Origin of the sequence: Paenarthrobacter sp. JL.01a (assembly GCF_025452095.1) — a bacterium.
Classification (GTDB): domain Bacteria; phylum Actinomycetota; class Actinomycetes; order Actinomycetales; family Micrococcaceae; genus Arthrobacter.
This window is the reverse complement of sequence record NZ_CP104877.1, coordinates 795,017-817,705: the sequence shown is the minus strand read 5'-3', so window position 1 is coordinate 817,705 and position 22,689 is coordinate 795,017. Positions and strand designations below refer to the sequence as shown.

Annotated in this window: 20 protein-coding genes; 10 read left to right on the top strand and 10 right to left on the bottom strand. The window is 64.5% G+C overall.

Annotated features, from left to right (window positions below; translation table 11 throughout):
• Positions 1–14: 14 nt before the first annotated feature.
• The 5 genes from N5P29_RS03960 to N5P29_RS03940 are packed head-to-tail and all read right to left on the bottom strand — an operon-like array spanning position 15 to position 5,564.
• Positions 15–1,511, bottom strand: coding sequence for a carboxyl transferase domain-containing protein (locus tag N5P29_RS03960; RefSeq protein WP_262277365.1), 1,497 nt, complete (start codon positions 1,509–1,511; stop codon positions 15–17).
• A complete protein-coding gene (locus tag N5P29_RS03955) occupies positions 1,508–2,734 on the bottom strand; it encodes a CaiB/BaiF CoA transferase family protein (RefSeq protein ID WP_262277364.1) in 1,227 nt (408 codons plus the stop codon). Before N5P29_RS03955 ends, N5P29_RS03960 begins: the two co-directional genes overlap by 4 nt.
• A gap of 17 nt (positions 2,735–2,751) precedes the next feature.
• Complete coding sequence (locus tag N5P29_RS03950; protein WP_262277363.1) at positions 2,752–3,978, bottom strand: amidohydrolase; 1,227 nt, start codon at positions 3,976–3,978, stop codon at positions 2,752–2,754.
• Positions 3,979–4,026: 48 nt separating this feature from the next.
• Positions 4,027–4,755 (bottom strand): hypothetical protein, encoded by a 729-nt coding sequence (locus tag N5P29_RS03945; RefSeq protein WP_018777911.1) that lies wholly within the window; start codon positions 4,753–4,755, stop codon positions 4,027–4,029.
• Positions 4,756–4,787: 32 nt separating this feature from the next.
• Positions 4,788–5,564 carry a DUF5058 family protein gene (locus N5P29_RS03940; protein ID WP_262277362.1) on the bottom strand — a complete coding sequence of 259 codons (777 nt, stop codon included), beginning with the start codon at positions 5,562–5,564 and terminating at the stop codon, positions 4,788–4,790.
• 275 nt (positions 5,565–5,839) lie between these two features.
• On the opposite strand from N5P29_RS03940, the gene N5P29_RS03935 reads away from it, so the two are divergent.
• Positions 5,840–7,288 carry an amidase gene (locus N5P29_RS03935; RefSeq protein WP_262277361.1) on the top strand — a complete coding sequence of 483 codons (1,449 nt, stop codon included), beginning with the start codon at positions 5,840–5,842 and terminating at the stop codon, positions 7,286–7,288.
• Here N5P29_RS03935 and N5P29_RS03930 read toward each other — a convergent pair.
• From N5P29_RS03930 to N5P29_RS03915, 4 genes are all read right to left on the bottom strand, one after another.
• A complete protein-coding gene (locus N5P29_RS03930; protein ID WP_262277360.1) occupies positions 7,269–8,222 on the bottom strand; it encodes an Lrp/AsnC family transcriptional regulator in 954 nt (317 codons plus the stop codon). The two genes, N5P29_RS03935 and N5P29_RS03930, sit on opposite strands and share 20 nt — an antisense overlap.
• Positions 8,223–8,483: 261 nt before the next feature.
• Positions 8,484–9,725, bottom strand: a complete 1,242-nt coding sequence (locus tag N5P29_RS03925; RefSeq protein WP_262277359.1) for an AGE family epimerase/isomerase — start codon at positions 9,723–9,725, stop codon at positions 8,484–8,486.
• Between the two features lie 253 nt (positions 9,726–9,978).
• Positions 9,979–10,761: a DeoR/GlpR family DNA-binding transcription regulator gene (locus tag N5P29_RS03920; protein WP_262277358.1), complete on the bottom strand. Its 783-nt coding sequence runs from the start codon at positions 10,759–10,761 to the stop codon at positions 9,979–9,981.
• 74 nt (positions 10,762–10,835) lie between these two features.
• A complete protein-coding gene (locus N5P29_RS03915; protein WP_262277357.1) occupies positions 10,836–11,978 on the bottom strand; it encodes a Gfo/Idh/MocA family protein in 1,143 nt (380 codons plus the stop codon).
• A gap of 133 nt (positions 11,979–12,111) precedes the next feature.
• Between N5P29_RS03915 and N5P29_RS03910 the strand changes: the two genes are divergently transcribed.
• The 9 genes from N5P29_RS03910 to N5P29_RS03870 all read left to right on the top strand — a co-directional run bounded on the left by N5P29_RS03910 (position 12,112) and on the right by N5P29_RS03870 (position 20,879).
• Entirely contained in the window at positions 12,112–13,011 is a 900-nt protein-coding gene (locus N5P29_RS03910) for a carbohydrate kinase family protein (protein WP_262277356.1), read from the top strand.
• A 16-nt stretch (positions 13,012–13,027) separates the two neighbouring features.
• Positions 13,028–13,912, top strand: coding sequence for an aldolase (locus N5P29_RS03905; protein WP_262277355.1), 885 nt, complete (start codon positions 13,028–13,030; stop codon positions 13,910–13,912).
• Positions 13,913–13,996: 84 nt separating this feature from the next.
• Complete coding sequence (locus N5P29_RS03900) at positions 13,997–15,286, top strand: ABC transporter substrate-binding protein (protein WP_262277354.1); 1,290 nt, start codon at positions 13,997–13,999, stop codon at positions 15,284–15,286.
• Positions 15,283–16,239, top strand: coding sequence for a carbohydrate ABC transporter permease (locus N5P29_RS03895; protein ID WP_262277353.1), 957 nt, complete (start codon positions 15,283–15,285; stop codon positions 16,237–16,239). Before N5P29_RS03900 ends, N5P29_RS03895 begins: the two co-directional genes overlap by 4 nt.
• Positions 16,240–16,243: 4 nt before the next feature.
• On the top strand, positions 16,244–17,059 hold the full coding sequence (locus N5P29_RS03890; RefSeq protein WP_262277352.1) for a carbohydrate ABC transporter permease: 816 nt from the start codon (positions 16,244–16,246) through the stop codon (positions 17,057–17,059).
• 29 nt (positions 17,060–17,088) lie between these two features.
• Positions 17,089–18,528: an NAD-dependent succinate-semialdehyde dehydrogenase gene (locus N5P29_RS03885; protein WP_262277351.1), complete on the top strand. Its 1,440-nt coding sequence runs from the start codon at positions 17,089–17,091 to the stop codon at positions 18,526–18,528.
• Positions 18,529–19,272: a sulfite exporter TauE/SafE family protein gene (locus tag N5P29_RS03880; RefSeq protein WP_262277350.1), complete on the top strand. Its 744-nt coding sequence runs from the start codon at positions 18,529–18,531 to the stop codon at positions 19,270–19,272. It abuts the gene before it with no gap.
• Between the two features lie 29 nt (positions 19,273–19,301).
• Complete coding sequence (locus tag N5P29_RS03875; RefSeq protein ID WP_262277349.1) at positions 19,302–19,481, top strand: hypothetical protein; 180 nt, start codon at positions 19,302–19,304, stop codon at positions 19,479–19,481.
• A gap of 3 nt (positions 19,482–19,484) precedes the next feature.
• Positions 19,485–20,879 carry a phosphomannomutase/phosphoglucomutase gene (locus tag N5P29_RS03870; protein ID WP_262277348.1) on the top strand — a complete coding sequence of 465 codons (1,395 nt, stop codon included), beginning with the start codon at positions 19,485–19,487 and terminating at the stop codon, positions 20,877–20,879.
• 20 nt (positions 20,880–20,899) lie between these two features.
• On the opposite strand, the gene N5P29_RS03865 is transcribed toward N5P29_RS03870, so the two are convergent.
• Entirely contained in the window at positions 20,900–22,561 is a 1,662-nt protein-coding gene (locus N5P29_RS03865; RefSeq protein WP_262277347.1) for an alkaline phosphatase D family protein, read from the bottom strand.
• Positions 22,562–22,689 lie beyond the last annotated feature (128 nt).

Here is a 22,689-nt window from a genome sequence, read left to right as displayed (position 1 = left end):
CGCAACGGGAGTAGTCAGGAAACCAAGGCGCGGTACTTTGCCCGGCGGGCCTGCAGTCCCGCAGCACCCGTAAGCAGCAGCCCTTCGAGTTCGACGGCGATCACCGCACCGAGCCGGCGGCAGAAGTCACCGGGTTCCTTCGCGGCGTCGGGCAGTTCCTCCACCACCACGTCCACTATTCCCCGGCCTGCCAGCACGGCGGCGGTGATGCCTTGGCTCTCGGCGAGCGCGGGAGCCTGCGACGTTGTCCGGTGGACGATCGCCGACGCGCCTTCCGGTGGGAGCGGGGCCAGCCAGGCGTGCTGGGCGGCGACGGTGCGGTCGGCGGGAAGGAGTGCCAGTGCTCCCCCGCCGGTTCCCTGCCCCAGCAATACCGAGAGCGTGGGAGTCGCCAAGGCCAGGAGGTCGTAGAGCGAGCGGGCGATTTCAGCTGCCAGCCCACCTTCTTCGGCGTCCTTGGAGAGCGCTGCTCCCGGAGTGTCAATGACGGTCACCAGCGGAAGCCCGAGTTCCTGCGCCAGCCGCATCCCGCGCCGGGCGTCCCGCAGGGATGCCGGCCCCATGGACTGACCGGATGCATGCCCTACCACGACGCATGAGACCCGACCAAAGCGGGCAAGGGCCACCAGCATGCCGTGTTCCTTGGCTCCGTCCCCGGCACCGCGCAGCAGCACGGTGTTCCCGGACGCCCGCCGCAACAGCTCCTCCGTGGATGGCCGTCGTGGGTCGCGGCAGCGCACCACGGAATCCCAGGCTTGCGGCACAACGGACGGAGCCACGACCGGAGGGGCCACCGCAGGGCCACGTCCCGGGGAAAGCAACAGGTCCAGCACCCGACCGAAGTAGTCACCCAACCCCTCGGGAGGCACGACGGCATCAACCAGCCCATGGTCGAAGAGGTTCTCGGCAGTCTGGACTCCGGCCGGAAACTCGTCGCCGTGGAGGGCGGAATAGACCCGGGGTCCCAGGAACCCGAGCAGGGCTCCCGGTTCGGCAACGGTCACGTGTCCCAGCGAACCCCACGAGGCCATGACTCCACCCGTGGTCGGGTGCCGGAGGTACACCAGGTATGGCAGCCCCGCCGCACGGTGTGCCTGGACCGCGGCAACAATTTCCACCATGGCCAGGAAGGCGGACGTGCCTTCCTGCATCCGCGTTCCGCCTGAGGCGGGCATGGCGATGAGTGGCAAACCCTGTTTGGTGGCGCGTTCGACGGCGGCCACCAGACGATGTGCCGCATCCCGCCCGATCGAACCGGCCAGGAATGCGAAGTCGGAAACCACGACGGCGACCCTATGGTTCCGTATCCGGCCTTCCCCGGTGAGGATCGACTCGTCGCTGCCGGACTTGTCGGCGGCGGCAGCCAGCTCGGCGGCGTACCCTTCAGGGACGGAGGGGAAGCCGTCGACCCCGCGAACGGGAGCATCCCACGAAACGAAAGTCCCGGCGTCGAGCATTGTCTCCAGCAGTTCGCGCGCGCCGAGGCGCCGCCGGGTAGCGGTGGCGGTCATCTGGCTTCCTCCCCTGCTTCGAGCCAGCCGCGGATCTCCTCGTCGTGCTGGTTAAGCACCGGAGGCGCAGAATGGGCCCGCCGGGTGGCTTCCGCCCCCGAAACGTTGTCGAAGAAGCGCAGCGGAGGTCCGGGAAGGGTGACAGGTCCAAGGACCGGGTGGTCCACCTCCACCAGCAAGCCTTGGGAAGCCAGTTGCGGCCACTCGTAGACCTCTTTCAAGGAGCGCACCTTCCCGGCGGGAATCCCCGCGGCGGCGAGCTTCGCCAACAGCGGTTCGGCGTCGTAGCCGGCAAACGCTGCTTCAACGACGTCGATCACGTGTGCGCGGTTCCGCACCCGGTCAGCGTTGGTGGCAAGGCCGTCGGCTGCCGGGTCGAGGCTAAAGGCGGAGGTGAAGGCCGCCCACAGCTTCTCGCTGCCGACGCTGATCTGCACGCTCCCGCCCCGGCAACGGAAGAGCCCGTACGGCGCGATGGAGGGGTGGTGGTTGCCCTGGGCTTCGGGCGACTCCCCCGCGACCGTCACCTTGGTTCCTTGGAAGGCATGGACCCCCACGAGCGAAGCCAAGAGGGACGTCCGGACCACTTGCCCTTGCCCCGTCCGTTCGCGTTCCAGCAATGCCGCAACCACACCGTAGGCTCCATACATGCCGGACAGGAGGTCGGCGATGGGAACCCCGACGCGCTGCGGGTCGTCCGGGCCGGAGCCGGTGAGCGACATGAGCCCGGCTTCGCCCTGGAGAATCTGGTCGTAGCCGCTGCGATGGGACTCCGGTCCGTCGTGGCCGAAACCGGTGATGGACAGGATCACCAGGCGCGGGTTGATGGCATGCATGGCGTCGGTACTGAAACCAAGCCGTTCAAGAACGCCAGGCCGGAAGTTCTCCACCACCACGTCGGCTCGTTCGAGGAGTTGGCGCAGGACTGTCCGGCCGTCGTCGCTCTTGAGGTCCAGTGCCAGGGACTCCTTGTTGCGGTTGCAGGAGAGGAAGTAGGTGGCCTGAGGATCGTCCTCGGGGCCGACGAAAGGCGGACCCCACCCGCGGGTGTCATCCCCCGTGCCAGGATTTTCGATTTTGATGACCCTCGCGCCGAGATCACCCATCATCATGGCAGCGTGGGGGCCTGCGAGCGCGCGGCTGAGGTCCACCACGAGCCTGCCGGACAGCGGGCCTCCGGTCTCCTGAAGCGCGGGTGCCGGTTCGGTCAATGCTGAAGTCATGGGAGGCTCCTAGCAGCTCAGTTGCCCAAGCGGGACAGGAGGACGGCGACGGCGGCAGAGACTCCCCCGGCCAGGGAACCTTCAAGCTCGGGGGCGAAGAAGGGCGAATGGTTGACCGGGACTGGTCCCGGGCCGTCAAACACAGCGCTGGGCGTGCCGCCGAACATCCAAAACACGGACGGGACGCCGATGGCCGTACCCAAGTGTCCGAAGTCTTCGCTGCCCATCATCGGCGGGGTAACCTCGACAGACCCGTCCCCCAACGCACCGCGCAGTGCCTCCAGAACGGAAGGTACGGCGTCGGGGTCGTTGTAGCACTGCGGGAAGCGGTACAGCTCCTCGATCTTCGGGGTCGGCGCTCCGGAGGCAGCCGCTTCGGCCTCGATGATCCGTCGGACCGCGGCCAGGACCTGGCCGCGGACCTCTTCGTCGAAGGTGCGGATATTGAGGGTGAACTCCGCGGAAGCGGGGATGATGTTTTCCTTCAGCCCGGCGTGGAAGGTTCCGATCGTGACGACGGCGGACTTCCGGGGATCCAGCTCGCGGGACACGATCGTCTGCAGCCGGGTGACCATGTGGGCTGCCATGACGATGGGATCGATGGAATCCTGGGGCTGGGAACCGTGCGACTGCTGTCCGTGGACTGTCACGCGGAGGGAGTCGGCCATGGCTGCCACCGGACCGCTGGAAATCGATACTGTGCCGACGGGCCGCGGCATGACGTGCTGCCCGAAGACCACCTCCGGGCGGGGAGCCCTGTCCCAGAGCCCGTCCTCCAGCATGGCGAGCGCCCCGGCGGCCGTTTCTTCACCGGGCTGGAAAATCAACACCAAGGTCCCGCTCCACGTGTCCCGGTTTCCGGCAAGGATCTCCGTGGCCCCGAGCAAGCTGGCCACGTGTGTATCGTGCCCGCAGCCATGCATCACCGGAACCTCGGAACCGTCCAGGATTCCCGTGTCCGTGCTGGCATAGTCCAGGCCGGTGGCCTCTTCGATGGGCAGCCCATCCGTGTCTGCGCGGAATGCGACCATTGGCCCCTCACCGTTGCGCAGGATGCCGACCACCCCTGTCCCGCCGCAGCGGAAGTGGTCCACCCCGAGCCGGTCCAGCTGTTCCTCGATAAGGCCAGCCGTGGCGTGCTCCTGCATGGAAAGTTCGGGGTGTGCGTGGAGCTTGCGGTAGAGCTCGTGGAGCGCCGTGGTCTGTTCGGTATCGAGCTGGAGGACAGTGGCTGTTTGGGTCATGGTCTTCTTCTTTCTGCTGCGTGCTGACGGTGGGGGCGGCGGCGGTGGCTACTCGATGTGGATCGGTGTGGCGGCCGCAACCTGCTTTCCGCGGAAAAACCACGCCAGCAGGATGGTCCCCAGCACGGCGATCGCGGTGGACACCATGGCAAGCGACGGCACCAGGGGCAGCACCACGAAGACGACGACGGCGGACACCACCAGTGCGAACACGGTGGTGCGGGGCTGCTTCATGGAGACGATGGCCTGGACCAGCACCGCGCCGAGGACGGTGGGCAGGACGTACAGCCGGGTAACGGTCAGCACCGACGGCGGAATGACGCTGATAAGCCAGCTGCCCAGGAGGCCGACGAAGATGGCGAGCGAAACCAGGTGCACCACTGCGGCTCCGCAGATGGCAACGACGGCGGCCAGCTCGGCCCGCTTGCTTCCCGGCTTTGCGCCGATGTTGGTTTGGGCAATCAACGCCGCGGGCAGGAGCTTGTTGGAAATATTGCCGATCATGAAGGCCTGGTACATGGCTGCGGGTCCGAGGATCGGGAAGTAGGTCAGCGGCTCCACGATCCAGATGATGCCGAATGTTGCAGCGACCGCGGCAAAGGCGATCCAGAGCTGGGCCGGCGCGATGTCCAAGCCACCGGCGAAGACCAGGTACAAGGGACCGGCCACTGAGATGAGGAGTCCGGCGATCATGGTGATCTGCCCCCAGCGGGACGTGGTCCGGTTGAAGTCCGCCATGGCATTCGTGGTGGCTGAGGTGGTGAGGGTGGAGGTCATGATGTTGTTCCTTTCGTGTCCCTGACGGTCTCTCAGGCGGCCAGTCCGGGGGCGGCGGCCAGGAAAGCGGCACCGAGGCCGATGACGATCGAGAAGCCCAGGCCCCATTCGCGCAACCAGCTCTTGCCGAGCCGCTTGGCCAGCAGCAGGCAAAGCCCCATGACGGCGGCAGAGACTACGAAGGAAAGGACGTGGATGCCGGACTTGGGAAGTTCGGTCAGGCCAAGGCAGGAGAACGCACCGATCAATGCGGCTGCCGGGACAATCGCCATGGCGGCCGGATTCACCGAGCGGATCTTGGCGTCACCCTTGCGGAGGATTGGAGTGAGGATCAGGGTGGCCAGCATCCACATGGCTCCGCCGATGCTCATGGCGAAGAAGGCCACCGCGAAGACGCTTTGGGTGTAGCTTGCGTCGCCGAGTTTGGCCCCCATGGAGCCGGCTGCGATGCCCGCGGCCGAGACGTCATAAGCTGCCGAGCCGATGAGGCCGATCCTGGAGAGGACCGCCGGGGCGCCGAACAGGCCAAGGAGGGCGATGGCTACGAGGGAGACAGCGAGAGAAGGACCGATTGCCGAAACCGCCCCGGATCGGAACGACGTCCGGATGTCCTGGCTGCTCATCTCCACAGACGGTGCGGCGCGGCGGGCTGCCTTCATGAAGATGATGGACTGGATGATGATGACACCGAACACGCCTGCTACACAGACCCACAGGACGGGGGTGTTGGCGACGGCCAGGATGTCGCTGGAGCCGCCGGATGCGAGCGGTTGGCTTGTGAGCGGTTGAAATGCCAGGGGTTGGTGCATGGGGAAACCTCCGGGTGAAAGCCCCGCTGCATCTTCACTTCCGAACCACGTTGTGCGGTCGCGTTGCATTGGGGGCGAAACCAGCCCATCGACCGGATCGGCCAGTGGGTTAGCAATACCTTCCGCTATGAGCCGGATCACACACAATAGCTGACGGAATCCGCCAAATTTCTGGCCGAAACAGTCAAACGGCACCGCTTGGGTAGCGCACCCTTCCGGGGGTCCGATGTGACCCGGCACACTTTCAGCAAGCGAATATCCAGCAAAGGAGCACCATGTCCAGCACCATTGGCGAGTTGTCCGCCGTCGAACTCACCGCCGCAGTCCGCAGCAAGGAAATCTCGGCGCGCGAAGCCCTGGATGACCATCTCCAGCGGATTTCGGACGTGAATCCAGTGATCAACGCCGTGGTGACGTTGGATGCCGAAGGCGCACGTGCCCTGGCCCTCAAAGCCGATCAGTTGACGGCTTCCGGGGCGGAACTGCCGCCCCTGCACGGCCTTCCCATGACCCATAAAGACACCAACAACACTGCCGGCATGCACACCACCCAAGGCTCGCTGGCGTTGCGTGACTTCGTGCCCGACGCCGACGACCTCATCATTGCGCGGCTCAAGTCGGCGGGCGTCGTCAGCACCGGCAAGTCCAACGTTCCCGAGTTCGGAGCCGGCTCGCATACGTTCAACGAGCTCTTCGGAACCACCACCAACCCGTACGCGCCCACCCTGAGCGCCGGCGGGAGCAGCGGCGGGGTGGCCGCCGTCGTCGCTTCCCGGATCCAGGCGATCGGCGACGGCAGCGACATGGGCGGCTCGCTCCGGATCCCGGCTTCGTTCTGCAACGTGGTGGGCTTCCGGCCGTCGACGGCGGTGATCCCCATGCCGTCCGACGTGAACGCCTATGCGTGGTTGGGAAGGACAGGGCCTATGGCCCGCAGCGTCGAGGATATCGCTTTGTTCATGTCCGTCACCGCGGGCAGCGATCCCCGGGTTCCCTATCCGGCGGCCCTGCATCCGCAGGTTTTCCGCGATTCGTTGGAAACGGACATGCGGGGTGTGCGGATCGGCTGGTCCAGGGATTTCGGGATTGGAGTGCCGGTGGAACCGGAGATCCTTGAGCACCTGGAACGGCAATTGTCAGTGTTCGAAGACCTGGGGGCGGTCGTGGAGGAAGCAACGCCAGACTTCGGCGAGGCCGACCTCGTCTTCGGCAACACCCGTGCCATGGATTTCGCTGCCGGCCTTGGTCCAATCCTTGAGCGTTCCGGTGATGTCATCAAGCCGGAGGTCCATTGGAACGTCAACAAGGGCCTCGGCCTGACTGCACAAGACTTGATCGAGACCGCAGCAGCCAGGACCCGTTTGGAACGGAGTGTGCAGGACTTTTTTGGCCGTTACGACCTCTTCGCCAGCCCGTGCGCCCAAGTACTGCCTTTTGATGCAGCCCTGCGTTACCCGGCCTCGGTGGCCGGCGTGGAATCGGAAACGTACCTCGACTGGATGCGCTCGGCTTGCCTGCTGTCCGCCACCGGGCTGCCCGTGCTCAGCGTACCCGCTGGCTTCAGCAAGGCAGGACTGCCGATTGGACTGCAGCTGGCCGGCAACCACTACTCCGATATGCAACTGCTCCGCTGGGGCCGCGCCTTCGAGCAGCAGACCGGGTACGCCGCCGTCGCCCCTGTGTTCACAGCAGAACCGGCACGGCTTACGACGGTGAGCGCATGAGCCGACCACCGCGCTTGCGGGCATCGAGCAGGATGGAAACGTCCACGCCAGCGGCGTTCCGGGCCCATTCCGAATCGGTGATGAAGCGATAGAGGGACGACATGTCCTCCACAGTGACGTCGGCCATGATCTGGTAGTCGCCGGCAATTGCCGCAGCATAGCGGACGGTGGGGAGCTCCGCGAGGCTCTTGCCCACCGGCTCGACCTGGTGCGGCGACGCCCGGATCCACAGCAGGGCCTCGACACCGAGACCGAAAGCGGCTGGCTCAACGATCGCCCGCAGGTGGACCTGGTTGTTGGTCAGCAGCCATTCGCTGCGCCGGCGCGCCGTAGCCTCGGAAACACCAACCCGGCGCCCCAGCGCTTCAAAACTCATTCGGCCATCGGCACACAGCGCATCGACGAGCTCGTTGTCCTGACGGTTGAGCTCCTGCTGCGGAACCAGGACGCCCGAATCGGGGGTCAGCGCTGAACGGAATGCCTCTACCCGGTCAGCGGTGAGGATCTCAGGCCGCCAACCTCGGATGGTGCGGAAGTACCGAAGGACGGGATAGCTGGTGGAATCACGTAAACCGATAGTGGACGGCAACTCATCGGACAGGACGGTGCCCATACGGGACGGTTCGGTGAGGATCTCGGCCACGCAGTCGCCGGTTCCCGTGGTGGTATAGACGAAGGTCGTGTCATTGCGCTGCGACAAGGCCTGCGCGGCGGCACGGACCGTTCCAGGCATGCATCGCATCTGCACAAGCACTACAGCGGGCCTGGGTCGAATCCCGACAACAGCCACCGCACCGGAATCCAGCAACTGGGATCCTCGGCGTGCAACTGTTCGCTCAGCTTCGCCCAGCACCGCGGCCATCTTGCGCCACGGGCAGCGCGGATCGAGTTGCAGGGCGGCGACGATCTGCCGCTCCAACGCGTCAAACAACACCAAGGCCCTCCGTTCGCTTCGATGGGAGCCCCGGGATTCCAACACGGGCCCACAGCCAGAATATAAGGGAGCGCGGGTCACCCACGGGATGCTGTCTACTGGCCGGCGGCTTCGACAACAGCGAACGACGGCCAGGGCGCCAGAAAAATTCTGGCACCCTGGCTCTGCCGCGCAGGCCGTCCCGTAGCAGGGGCAAGTCAAATGCGCCCCCGGTCCGCCTTCCCCGCATTGATGTCAAGTGCTCGGGGTTGACGCAGCAGTTCAGTGGAGGCGCGAGTCGAGCAACCCGGCCGCAAGTGCCGGAGCCAGACCGGGCGCCAGCGGGAGCCGTGGAACAACGAGGCAGTGCCACAAGTGGTAGACGTCTGCCTTGCCCGACCACACAGTCGAAGCCACGTTGCCTTGCTCGTCCAGTTCCTGCTTCCAGGAGCCATGCTCGTAGTCGATGAACCAGTCGCGTGCGTGGTCCCAGATCCGTTCGTACCAGTCTGCGTAGCTCTGGTCTCCAGTGGCCATGTACAGCGCCGCTGCACCGCCGATCGCTTCCACCGGCACCCACCGGATGCGGGACGTGACAACGGGCTTCCCCTCCCAGTCCACGGAGTACACGAAGCCGGGATGGCCATCCGGCTGCCAGGCATCGCGGATGGCGGCGTCGAACAGGCCCCGGGCGTCCTCCGTCAGCCAGGACGGCGCCTCCAAGCCCCGGGCCTCGAGGCCGGCCCGGAGGTGCAAGAGCAAGCGCGCCCATTCCACCCAGTGTCCGGGCGTTCCGCCGTAAGCACGGAACTGGCTTGCGCGGTCGTCCGTGTTGTACTCCGGAATCGGATTCCATTCCGAGTCGAAGTGCTCAAAAACCCGGTAGTTGTTGTTGCGCGCGAAGTGATGAATAAGCACTTCGGCGATGTGGAGTGCGCGTTCGATCCAGCGGTTGTCGCCGGTCACGTCAGCAACAATGAGGTAAGCCTCCACGGAGTGCATGCTGGCGTTGCCGCCACGGTAGGCCTCGGTTTCCGTGAAGTCGCGGTTCCAGGAGTCAAAGCACATGTTGGCTTCGTGGTCCCAGAATTTGGAGTCGGCTATGTGCAAGGCTTCCTCGAGCAACTCCTGCGCGCCCGGCCGGCGGGCCGCGACGGCGCTGGCCGCTGCAAGAAGTACGAACGAATGCTGGTACCCGGACTTTGCGTCGTTCACGGGCCCGTTCTGGTCCACCTCGGCGTACCAGCCGCCATGCTCAGTGTCACGGAAAACTCCGTTAAGCGCGGCTATGCCGTGGTCCACCATGGATGCCGCACCGGGCCGTCCCATCAACGCTGCCACCGCGAAACTGTGGACCATTCGCGCAGTGATCCACAGGTGGGTCGGCATGCCCGGGTCCACCTTGCCGTAGTTGTCGAGCCAACCGAATCCTGTGGCGACCTTTGAACCGGCCGCGAAGTTGATGAGCCGGTCCGTTTCTGCTTCGAGCCAACGTGCGTGAGCGGCGCTGTTCAGCCACGTCATGTGCTTCTCCTCAATGATTATGGGGCCGCCAAAGGGGCCTGTTGCGATCTTAACTCCTTTTGGTGAAATTCCACCAAAGAGAGTTTGAATTCAGACATTTAGATTTCAAGGCTGCGCCAAGGTTGACGACGCGCCGTGCAGCGGCGGGTTCCGCCGTCGTCAATCCGGACGTAAGGATGCCCGACGCCGGTCAATCGCCAGGGCGGGTCAGGAACGAGCCGCTCCGGCAGGCAGGCAGGACCGCGTAATGCGGTCAGGCCGCCACGATGAGTTTCACATCGGCAGCCTTCAACGCGGCCTCAATCTCCCGCGGCGGCGGCGCGTCCGTCACCAGAACATCGACCGCATCAAACACCGCCAGTTTGGCCAGCGCATACCGCAGCATTTTCTGGTGCGTAGCGACCACTACCACCTGCTCGGCCGATGCCATGAGGGCGAGCTTCGTGGCCCGTTCAACATCACGTTCAATGTAGAACGCTTCATCGTGGATCCCGCTGACTCCAATGAAGGCGGTCTTGGCGCGCAGGCCCTGGGCGGCACTGACTGTCATGGGACCGTTGAACGCCTGGCTGTCCAGCAAGAGTTCGCCGCCCAGGCAAATGGTCCGTGCGGACGTCAGTTGCAGGCACCGCTGAATGGCTGGCGCCGAATGGGTGATGATCGTGCCCATGAAGGACGCCGGCAGTTCCTGGGCGATCTGGTACGTCGTGGTTCCTGCATCAAGGATGATGGCGTCACGTTCGGCCACCATATCCACGCAGGCCTTGGCAACCCGCTGCTTCGCATCGGCATCCTCACGGGCACGTGCCGCGAAGTCAGCGTTTTGTCCATGTCCCTCAACCGCACTGACCCCACCATGGACCACCTTGACCAGTCCCAGCTTGGACAGCGCCCGGGTGTCGCGGCGGACTGTCATGTCCGAGACGTCGAAAGTCCCGGCCAGGTCCGCCGTGGAAAGGAACCCCCGCCGGCCGAGCTCGTCCAGAATGGTGCGCTGACGCGGCGTCAGCGGCGCCTCTTCCCGTGCGATGCTCATGGCTTCCCCTTTCCTGTCATGCCCCTGGACGACCTAAGGTGTCGCATTGTGTTGCAATTCCAACACAATCCTACTTATCTCCGGGCGCCAACCATCGGCGCCTGGAGTTCAATGGCGCGTCCTTCCACAATGGACTGCTCGGCTGCAAGGCCCATCCTGACTGATTGAAGGCCATCCGCCACTGTCACATCCACAGGCCCCTCACCCAGTATGGCCTTTCGGTAGCCCAAGTGCTCGTAGTAGGTGGAACCGTGGTGCGCCCCTGCGGCAAGGACTGCCTCGTCCACTGGAACGTCATGCTTTTCCGGACCCAGCGGCGAGCGCGGACTGAACTCGACGGTTGCTTCGGTTTCGTCGCCTTCGATCCAGTGGTTCGCAGCCACCGGGATGAGGGTCTCGATCTTGGCTGCGTCCCCCACGATCGAGATGCGCTCCTGGAACTTGGATCCCTCGGCGAACATGGACAGTTCGAGCATGGCCCGGCGGCCGCCCTTGAAATCGACGATCACATAGGCGTTGTCCACCATGTCCGGTGTGCGTCCGTCGTAGGACTCGTCCAGGTGGTTGACGTCGTGCCCGCCACTGGCGTAGACGCGGGTGGGCTCGTCCTGCAGGATCAGGCGCATCAGGTCGAAGAAGTGGCAGCACTTTTCCACCAGGGTGCCGCCGGTGCGCTCGGCGAACCGGTTCCAGGCGTCCACCTTGTGCAGGAACGGGAAGCGGTGTTCGACGATCGAGAGCATGTGGATGTTTCCGAGCTTGCCACCATGCGCGGCCTGGATGATTTCCTGCACCGGCGGCATGTAGCGGTACTCCATGGCAACCCATACGGGGGCGGGGTACGAACCGGCCAGCACTTCCAGTTCGTCGGCCTGCTCCGCACTGGTGCACACCGGCTTCTCCACCAGGACCGGCAGGTTGGTGCCGCTGGCGAAGATGTCCTTCAGGATTCCCAAATGTGTATCGTTCGGGCTCGCGATCACGAGGGCGTCCACCAGCCCCGATGCCAGCAGGTCCTGGTGCGAGGAGAACGTCTTCACCTCATAGCCAATTTCGCGAGAGGTCTCCTCGAGGGAGGAGGGCGTGGGATCGGAGACCGCTGTGATGCGGCTTCCTGGGATCAAAGCAAGGTTTCGCACATGTTCGCGGGCCATGTGGCCGGCGCCGATGAGGCCGTAGCGAATGGTCTGGGCTGTTTCCTCAGAGGGCAATGCCATGAGCTGCTCCGTTTCTCTGCGTTGAGTGGGGGATCGACGTTGCATCCCAAACATCACTATACAGAATGTGTTGTTTTTCACACATAGCGTGTGTATATTTTTTCAAACCAGCCCAACTACAACGAGGTGGATCGTGCCCCAACCGTCATCCGGAACCCTTCTCTTCGTCGGGTGTGCCACTTTGGACTCCATCGCCCTGGTGCAGGAGTATCCCGGTGCCGACAGCCGCACCGTAGCCGCAGATTTTGCCACTGCAGGCGGTGGCCCGGCCGCCACGGCGGCAGTCGCGGCAGCCCGTGCCGGAGCAAAGGCGGCCTTTGCCGGCGTCGTAGGTGAAGACGAGGAAGGCGACCGGATCATCAGCGGCCTCGAAGCGGAAGGCGTGGACACCTCGGCCGTCATCCGCAACCCCGCGGTGAAGACGGGCGCCAGCGTGATCGTGGTCAGCAGGTCGACCGAAAGCCGGGCGATCGTCACCCGGCCCGTGCCTCCCGTCCGCTTTCCCGCAGGCAGCCGTTTCCATGAGCTGGTGCGCAGTGCGGACTGGGTCCATGTGGACCACTTGGGATGGAATTCCATTGCCGATCTGCAGGGCCTGCGGATCAGCGTGGATGCGGGAAACCCCATCCCCTCCTTCAGCCCCGAAGGTGTGGCGCTGTACGTTCCCACGATCGAGCGCTTGCGGGCCGAGTACGGTGACCACCTGTCCCCTGGGGCCCTTGTGCAAAAAGCCGTCGACGCCGGTGCCTCCGCCGTGGTGGCCACGGCAGGTTCCGCGGGAGCCTGGGGCCTGGAGCGGGACGGCGTTCCCTTCCACGTACCGGCAACAGCGGCAGAGATCGTATCGACGCTTGGTGCCGGCGATGTCTACCACGGCGCTATCCTGGCCGCCGTCGCAGCCGGACTCCCCCTGGCGGAGGCAGCAGCCTTCGCCGGCCGCACAGCCACGGCTTCGTGCGCAGGTCTGGACGGACGCTCCATGATTCCCCGGCAGGCCATCACCCCCGTTTTGACCATCAATCCCACTGCCTAGCTGAAAGAAGCAGCCCATGACCACCACCGACCTTTCTCCCCTCCAGCGGCCTTCAGGTGCGTTCGCGATGCTCGCAGTCGATCAGCGCGAAGCCATGCGGAACATGTTCGCCGAGCACACCGCCCAGCCCGTCACCGACGAGGACCTCCGTGACTTCAAGCTCGCGGCCGCCCGGATCCTCACTCCGTATGCATCCGGCGTTCTCATCGACCGCCAGTTCGCACTGGACCAGGCCATTGAAGCGAACGTCGTCGCGCCCGGCTGCGGGCTCATCGCCTCCGCAGACCACTTTGAATCTGCCCACGACGAGCTGGTGGGCGAAGTGACCATCGACAAGCTCGTGGATCCCGCCAAGTACGCAGCGCTGGGCGCGAAGGCCCTTAAGCTTCTGGTGCTCTACCGTCCGGACGAGCCCGCCGAAGGCCGCGTGGCAATGGTCCGCGAGTTCGTAGAGAGCTGCAAGTCCGCCGGGCTCATCAGCATCATCGAACCCGTCTCCCGTAAGCCCCTGGCCGGTGGCGACTTCGATTGGAATGCCGGCATCCTGGCCGCAGCCAAGGAACTCGGCGGCCTGGGGGCCGACCTTTACAAGGCCGAGGTCCCGTTCAAGGGCCAGGCCCCCGAAGCAGAGGTCCGGGCAGCGTGCGCCGAACTGACCAAAGCCATCGACGGCCCATGGGTGGTCCTTTCGTCCGGAGTCCCGGAGGACGTCTTCCCCGACGCCGTGCGGTGGGCGTGCCTGGAAGGGGCCAGCGGGTTCCTGTCCGGACGGGCCGTTTGGGCGTCCTGCATCGGCTCCACCGACGTAGAGGCGTCCCTGTCCACGGATGCTGTCCGTCGGCTGCAGCGGCTCTGCGCCGTAGTGGACGAGGTGGTGGCGGCACAACGCACCACCGCCTGATCCTTCCAGCGGCCGTGAAAGCGCCCCATTCCAAACAACGCCCCATTCCAACCAGGCACAGCAACACTCAATGAGGAGAATATTGTGAATCAAATTTCACGCAGGCAGGCCATGGCCGTTCTCGGCGCCCTGGGTCTCGGTGCCACTGCAGCGGCATGCGCAGGACCCGGCGGTTCCACAGCCCCTGGTGGCGCCACCGGGCCGGTTGCTCCGGCCACCGGTGACATCACTGGCAAGGTGTCCTTCGCCCACTGGCGTGGCGAAGACAAGGCAGTGTTTGACGAGCTCATCAAGCGCTTCGTTGCAAAGAACAGCGGCGTGGAGGTTGTCCAGGACATCTCGACCTCCAACGACTACAACGCCCAGGGTTTGCAGAAGGTCCGGGGCGCGGCCATCGGCGACGCGTTTGCGACCTTCCGGGGTGCACAGTTCAAGAACTTCGGTGAGGCCGGAATCTACACCGAGCTGAAGAACAGCAAGGCCGTTGGCAACTACCAGAAAGGCCTGCTCACAGCCGGGCAGTCCGGCGACAGTCAACTTGGCCTGCCCTACCAAGTGGTGTTCCCCATGCCGATGGCCAACACCGAGCTCTTCGACAAAGCCGGCGCGGAGCTGGCACCGAAGGACTGGGACGCCTTCCTGGCCATGTGCGAGAAGCTGGCGTCTTCCGGTGTCACGCCCATCTCGTGGCCCGGCGGCGATGTGGGAAACGGTGGCCAGCTCTTCAACTGCATGATCGCCAACAACGCCCCAGTGGACGACATGTGTGCACAAATCGAGCAGGGCAAGCTCAAGTGCACTGACGACTGGTTCATCAGGATGTTGAACCAGTACAAGGACCTGGCGCCGTTCCTGCAGTCCAACGCCACGGGCACCGCGGTGGAGCCGGCACAGAACCTGTTCTCCCAAGGCAAGGCCGCCATGCTGGCCACGGGTTCCTACCACCTCGCGGCGGTCCGGAACCTGGGCGCGAAGTTCCCGATCGAGTTGGTTTTCCCCAATACTTCAACCGACGGCAACGCCAAGTATGAGGGTGTCTACAACGCCACGTTCATCCTCGGCGTCAACTCGGCCAGCAAGCACCAGGCCGCGGCGGCAGCCTGGATCGATTTCCTGTCCGAACCGGAAAACGCCGGGTACTACGCCAACCAGACAGCCCAGCACGTCTCGGTCAAGGACGTCGACTACACCAACGCGGACCTCAAGCGGCTGAGCCCGTGGCTGGACAAGAAAACGGCGCTGGCCGCCCGCTTCCAGTTCCTGAACCTGGACGTCCGCAATGCCGTGGAGGCAAGCGCGACGGCGGTCATCTCCGGTACCAGCCCTGAACAGGCGGCCGAAGCTGCCCAGAAGATTGTGGACGAAAGGCTATGAGCACCCACACCGGAATGGCTGCGAAGCGAAAGGCACCGGAAAGCAGCGCGGAAGCTGCCACGAAGAAGCGCCGGTCCCCTACGCGCGTAAATCCTGCGCTGTACCTTTTCCCGCTCCCCGCCGTTGCGGTCATCGCCTTCTTCCTGGTGATGCCCACCCTCCAGGCTTTCCAGTATGCCGTCACCGACTGGAACGGCTTCTCGGCAGCGTTCAACTACGTGGGCGTGGACAATTTCATCCGGGCGTTCACCAAGGACTCGTTGTTCACCAACGCGCTGACCAACAACCTGAAGTTCGTGTTGCTGGTGGTCATAGCCCAAACCGCATTCTCGCTCCTGCTCGGCCTGCTCCTCACCAAGAACTCCCGCGGCAGCATCCTGCTCCGCGCCTTGTTCTTCTTCCCCACCATCCTGTCCTCCGTGTCGGTGGCCTTTATTTGGAAGTTCATCTACGATCCCAACTTCGGCCTGGCCAACTCGGCCCTGGGTGCGGTGGGACTTGGAGGACTCCAAGGGCCCTACCTCGGAGATAACAACCAGGCGCTCTACTGGGTGGCCGTGACCCAGGTCTGGTTCCACGCCGGACAAATGATGGTGGTGTACATCGCCGGGCTGCAGTCCATACCGCGCGAACTCTACGAAGCAGCGGAAATGGACGGCGCCAACAAATGGCAGCAGTTCAAGTCCATCACGTGGCCTTTCGTGGCCCCGGCAACGTCCATTGTGGTGGCTTACACCACTGTGCAGTCGTTCAAGGCTTTCGACCTGATCCTTGGTATCGCGGGCAACCCGCCCAAGAGCTCTCTGGACATCCTCTCCACCCGCATCTACAGCACTTTTGCCAACTCGGAGTTCGGCTACGCCGCCGCACAGTCGATCATCTTCATGGCGATGATCGCCCTGGTCACCTGGCTGCAGCGCCGGTTGCTCCGGCTGACCCCGAAGGGGGAATAACAGCATGCTCGCTTCAATCAGCCGCCGCGCCATCCTCGGTATCTACGCGCTCATCATCATCATTCCGCTGACCGTTGTTGGTTTCGGAAGCTTCAAATCCACGCAGGAACTGTTCGAGGGTCCGTTCAGCCTGCCGCAGTCCCTTTCCCCCGCCAACTACGCCGAGGTGATCGGTGGCCAGGACCTGGGTTCCTCCTTCTGGAACAGCGTCGTCGTCACCGCCATCTCCGTACCAGTCACGCTCTTTATTGCCAGCCTGGCCGGTTACGCCGTGTCGCGGCTCAGGGGCTTCGTGTCCTGGGCCATCTTCGGCTTCCTGGTGCTGGGCATGGCCATTCCCGCCCAAGCCAACATGGTTCCGCTCTACGTACTTTTCGGACGGCTGGGACTGCTGGACAACCTCGCGGGACTGATCGTGGCCAACGTGGTCTCGACACTGCCCATCGCCGTGTTCATCCTTGGCGGCTTCATGCGGACGCTGCCCAAGGAACTCTACGAAGCCTCCTCCATCGACGGAACCGGACCGTGGAAGACCTACGCCTCGATCGCACTGCCGCTGTCCGCACCATCAATCGCGGCCGCAGCAATCTTCCTTTTCGTCATCCATTGGAACGAACTGCTGTATCCCCTCCTGTTCATCCAGTCCCCCGGAAACCGCACGCTGCCCTTGGCGTTGCTCAGCTTCCAGGGCGAATTCCAGACCAACTACCCGCTGCTGTTCGCAGGAGTCATCCTGGCTTCCCTGCCGGTGGTGGTGGCCTACATCTTCCTGCAGCGCTACTTCGTGGCAGGCATCACTGCCGGCGCCAGCAAGGGATAACCACGCCACCCAGCGGAAAGGCACTACGCATGAACCTGAAATCTGCACAACACCTGATCAACGGAACCTGGCACTCAGCCGGAACCTCCAAAGACGTCACGGATCCCGGAAACGGTTCCACTGTGGGTGAGGTTGCCTGGGGCAGCGCGGACCACGCTACCCAAGCCGCCGATGCGGCCGCCGAAGCGTTCGGCAACTGGTCCCGGACCACCGCCCGAACCCGGGCCGACCTGCTCCACAACGCCGCCGGTCTCTTGGCCGAACGCCGCGACGAACTGGCCCAAACCTTGGCACTGGAAGCCGGCAAACGGCTTCCCGAAGCACAGGGCGAAGTGGACTTCTCCGTGGAGTACCTCCGGTGGTTCGCGGAGGAAGCCCGGCGAACCACCGGGACAGTCAGCCCACCTGAGCTCCGGGGACGCCACCACCTCAGCTCCCGCAAGCCGATCGGCGTCGCCCTGAGCCTCACACCCTGGAACTTCCCGGTGTCCATCCAAGCCCGGAAACTCGCGGCCATGCTCGCCGCCGGCTGTACCGTGGTGGGCCGGGTCTCCGAGAAGGCACCCCTTGCCGCGACGGGCCTGTTCGAAATCCTGTACGACGCAGGGTTCCCCGCCGGCGTCGTCAACCTTGTCCATGGACCATCCCGGGAGGTGACCGGGGCCCTGCTCAAGCACCCCGCCGTTCGGGCGGTCAGCTTCACAGGATCCACCGGCGTCGGACGACAGATCATGGCCTCCGCCTCCGAGCGGGTCGTCAGGCCGCTGCTCGAGCTGGGCGGCAACGCGCCGTTTATCGTCTTTGAAGACGCCGACCTCGATGCCGCCGTCGACGGCGCAGTGCTTGGCAGGCTCCGCAACACCGGCCAATCCTGCGTGGCCGCCAACCGCTTCCTGGTCCAGGACAGCGTCGCGGACGAATTCGCCCGGAAGCTGGCCGCACGGTTTGATGCGATGACAATTGGGCACGGCGTTCCCGACGGCGGCACACCGGTACCGGACCTTGGTCCCGTGATCGATGCCGAGCGCGTGGCGGCTGTCCAGGCCCTGGTGGGCGACGCCCTCAACCGCGGCGCCCAACGGGTCACCAAGCGCACCGAGGTTCCTGGCGAAGGATCCTTCATGGCACCCACGCTCCTCGTGGACGTTCCCGACGACGCGCTTCTGGTGAGCGAGGAAGTCTTTGGTCCGGCGGCTGGCGTCGTAACTTTCGCTTCGGAAGAGGAAGCGATCCGCAAGGCGAATGCCACGGAAATGGGCCTCGCAGCCTACGTCTGGACCAACAGCCCCAAGCGCGGCTGGGACATTCCCGAGCAGCTGGAAGCCGGCATCGTCGGCGTCAATGATCCCCTTCCGTCGGTGGCCTTCGCGCCCATGGGCGGGGCCAAGCAGTCCGGCCTGGGCCGGGAAGGATCCAGCCTGGGCCTCGAGGAATTCGAGGAGGTCCAGTACGTTGCCTGGAAAGCCTAGATGCTGACCACCGGGCTGGTGCTGGGCGCCGTCGTGATGGGCGCCGGGATGCAACGGGTGACAGGGATGGGATTCGCCCTCGTGGCGGCTCCCTTCCTGGTCCTGCTGCTCGGTCCAGTGGAGGGCGTAGTGCTGGTCAACGTCTGCGGAGCCGTGACGGCCGGGGCCATCATCTTCCGGGTAGCCCGGGATATCGACTGGAAACGGTACCTGGCACTGGCCGCATCAGCCCTCCTGGGGATTGTCCCCGCGGCCATCCTCATACGGTTCATGCCGCCTCCGGTACTGGAGATCTCGATCGGCGTCATCCTCGCCGTCGGGCTGACAATCCTGCTGTTGATGAAATCCGCGGTCCTGCCTAAACGTCGCCGGTACCTCTTCACCGCCGGAGGCCTCAGCGGTTTCATGAACACCGCGGCCGGGGTGGGAGGGCCAGCCGTCAGCATGTACTCCATCGCAACCCGGTGGCAGCACAAATCGTTCGCAGCCACCATGCAGCCCTACTTTTTCACCATCGGCTCCTTGTCGCTCGCCTCCAAGGCGGTCACCGCACCGGAATCGTTTCCCGTCCTCCCGGCAACTATGTGGGTGGCAGTCGCCGTCGCCTGCCTGGTGGGCCTCGTCCTGGGCGACCTCGCCTCCAAGCGCGTCTCTGCGCGGGCCGCGCAGATCCTGCTGATCGTGCTGGCCTATCTCGGTGCGGCAGCCACCATTGTCCGCGGCGTCCTCGACGCCGTCAGCTGAACCCCATACCCCCTACGAAAAGGACCATCATGTTTGACGTCTCCTCCAAAGAAAGCACCCTGCGAGTTTCCACCTCCAACGGGGAACCCGTGTCGCTCACGGTTGATCCGAGCGGAGTCCGAGTTGAGATCGACACCAACTGCGGGTGCAGCGAAACCCCTGAGCGGCGCGTCGGCTCGTACACGGATACCGACTTCGGCGCTCGCTGAATCATGGATCTTTCTTCGTCATTCAAGGCCTACGATGTCCGCGGCATCGTCGGCACATCATTGACCGACCAGGTTGCCGAAGCCATCGGTGCCGCTTTCGTCGACGTCCTGGGCCTTGCCGGGAAGACCGTGCTCTGCGGCGGTGACATGCGTCCGTCATCTCCGGGGTTTGTCTCTGCATTTTCGCGCGGTGCCTCCACGCGCGGCGCCAATGTGTCCGACCTCGGCTTGATTTCAACCGACGAGCTCTACTTTGCCTGTGGATCCCTCAACTCGGCGGGCGCCATTTTTACGGCCAGCCACAACCCGGCACAGTACAACGGGATCAAAATGGCTAAGGCCGGAGCCGTCCCCGTTTCCGCCGATTCAGGGCTGTTCGACATCCGGGACCTCGCCGAGCGCTACCTCGCTGAGGGAATTCCGGCAGCCGGCTCACGGGGGACCGTGGTTGCACTGGACGTACTTGGCGACTACTCACGCAAGCTGCGGTCCCTCGTGGATCTTTCCGGCGTCCGCCCACTCAAGGTGGTGGTGGACGCCGGAAACGGAATGGCCGGGATGACCGTTCCGGCGGTGCTTGGCAGCCAACTTCTGGAGGCCCTGCCGCTGACGATCATCCCCCTGTACTTCCAGCTGGACGGCACCTTCCCGAACCATCCGGCCAACCCTTTGGAACCAGAGAACCTCCGCGACCTGCAGGCGGCCGTCGTCGTGCACGGCGCCGACCTTGGGCTGGCGTTCGACGGCGACGCTGACCGCTGCTTCGTGGTCGACGAAACCGGCCAACCCGTGACGCCATCCGCCATCACCTCCATGATCGCCGTGCGTGAGATCGCCAGGGCCCAAGGCGCCGGAGAAGTGGAGCCCACCGTGATCCACAACCTGATTTCCTCGCAATCAGTTCCAGAGTTCATCCAAGCCGCCGGTGGCCGGCCCGTACGTACACGTGTGGGCCACTCGTTCATCAAGGCCCGCATGGCCGAAGAGCATGCAGTTTTCGGTGGCGAGCATTCCGCCCACTACTACTTCCGCAACTTCTACAATGCGGATACCGGCATGCTCGCCGCAATGCACGTCCTCGCAGCTCTCGGCGAGCAGCCCGGAACTCTCTCCAGCTTGGCGCAAAAGTACGAACCGTATTCCTCTAGCGGTGAAATCAACTCGGCCGTGGCGGACACGGCCAGGTCCATCGCGGACATTCAGGGCTCCTACGAGGGCATGGACGGAGTCCTCCTGAATGATTTGGATGGTCTGACCGTGACCGCGGAATCAGGAGACTGGTGGTTCAACGTCCGTGCGTCCAACACCGAGGAATTGCTGCGGCTGAACGTCGAGGCCAGGGACTCGGAGACCATGGGGCGTGTGCGTGACGGTGTGCTTGAGGTGATCCGGCGCTAGGGCTGGGCAGGTCTGAAGTGTCAGCGCTCCGGGCTCAGCGTCTTCGAAAAAACAACCCCACCGTTGGCGTTGCGCAGGCTCACGTTAAAGGTGTTGTCGGACCCGAGTTCCACATGCCCGAAGAACTGGTTCTCCCCGTTGCGCGGGGACTCACCAGGGAACCGGCCTGCCTTGGAAAACACGACGTCCGGCCCGAAGGTCCCGTCCATGTCGTTCGGGCCGAAGGAGCCCGCGTTGATGGGCCCCGCAACGAACTCCCAGAACGGCTGGAAATCCTTGAAGGAAGCCCGCTCCGGAGAATAGTGGTGGGCGGCGCAGTAGTGGACATCGGCAGTAAGCCACACCGTGTTTTTCACGCCATGCTTCTTGAAGGCGCTCAGGACCCCGGCGATCTCCAGTTCCCGGCCCAGCGGCGCACCGTTGTCCCGGTTGGACAGGCTCTCCTGGTTCACAGGACCGTCAGGCACCACGATGCCCAAGGGCAGGTCCGCGGCGATGACCTTCCAGGTGGCCTTGGACTGACCGACTTCCTTGATCAGCCAGTCCACCTGTTCCTGGCCCAGGATGTTGGTGGTGTAGGGCTCCTTGCCGTCGGTGTTCGGCGACTTGTAGGTCCGCATGTCCAAGCAGAAGATGTCCAGTTGCGGGCCGCGTGAAATCTTCCGATAGATGCGCGCCGGCTGATACTGCCCGGCGTCGTAGGTTCCGGGGCGCCACAGCGCCGCGGAGTCCGCGATCGGCATGTTTTCCTGCCAGGCCTGCCGCCCGCGCGCGGCGAGGACGTTGACGTTGCGTTCGGTGTAGCGGGCGTCGTCCAGGACCTGGCCCGGGTACCAGTTGTTGTGGGTCTCGTGGTCGTCCCACTGTGCGATGACCGGCACGTCGGCGAACAAGGACCGCATGTTGGCGTCGAGGGAGTTGTAGCGGTGCCGGCCACGGAATTCCTTCAGGGTTTCGGCTACTTTGGACACTTCCTCGGTGACGATGTTGCGCCATACCTGGCCGTCCTTCTCGGTAACGGATTCCGTGATGGGGCCATCGGCGTAGATGGTGTCTCCCGAATGGATGAAGAAGTCCGGGCGGACGTCATGCATGGCCTTGTAACCGCGCATGCCGCCGATCTGCTCGTTGATTCCCCAGCCCTGGCCGGCGGTATCGCCGGTCCAGACGAACGACTGTGAGGACGACGCCGGCCTGCCGCCTCCGCGGCCGCCCGGCGTGCCGCCGTCGTCGGGCTTGTTGCCGGGCGCGGTGCTGAAGCTTCCTTGGGCGGCTTCGCCCGTGCCGTTCTCATCCTCGAAGTTCAGCTCCAACCTGAACCTGGTGCCCGGGGGCAGTCCCTTGGCGTGGATTTTCGCGGTGAAGTCGCTGGCTTCCGTGGCCAGGGGTCCACGAATGGTTCGGCTGAACCCGTACCGTCCGCGCAGGAGCTCCCCGGCGTCGTCGACGGCGTTGAGGGTGGCGGTGAGTCGTCCGGGTCCTGAGGCGCGCGACCACAGGACGGCCGAATCCGTGGTGACGTCCCCGGTAGCGATGCCCGTGGGAAGGGTGAGTCGCTTGCGGACCAGCGGGATGGCTGCGGGCGCTGCGCCCGCCGGGGTGGCGACCCCTGTGGTGAGGCCGGCCAGCGTAAGGCCGGCGAGGGAGGACTTGACGAGGGTGCGGCGTGAAAAGTCGGTCATGGCATCCACCCTTTCCGGCCGTCATGAACGGAAGGTGAGGGCGGGGTGAAGGTTCTTGCGGGTTGCTGCTTGACGAAGCATGGCCGGAGTGACGGCCCCCTTTTCCGGTCACCCCTCGACATGCATGA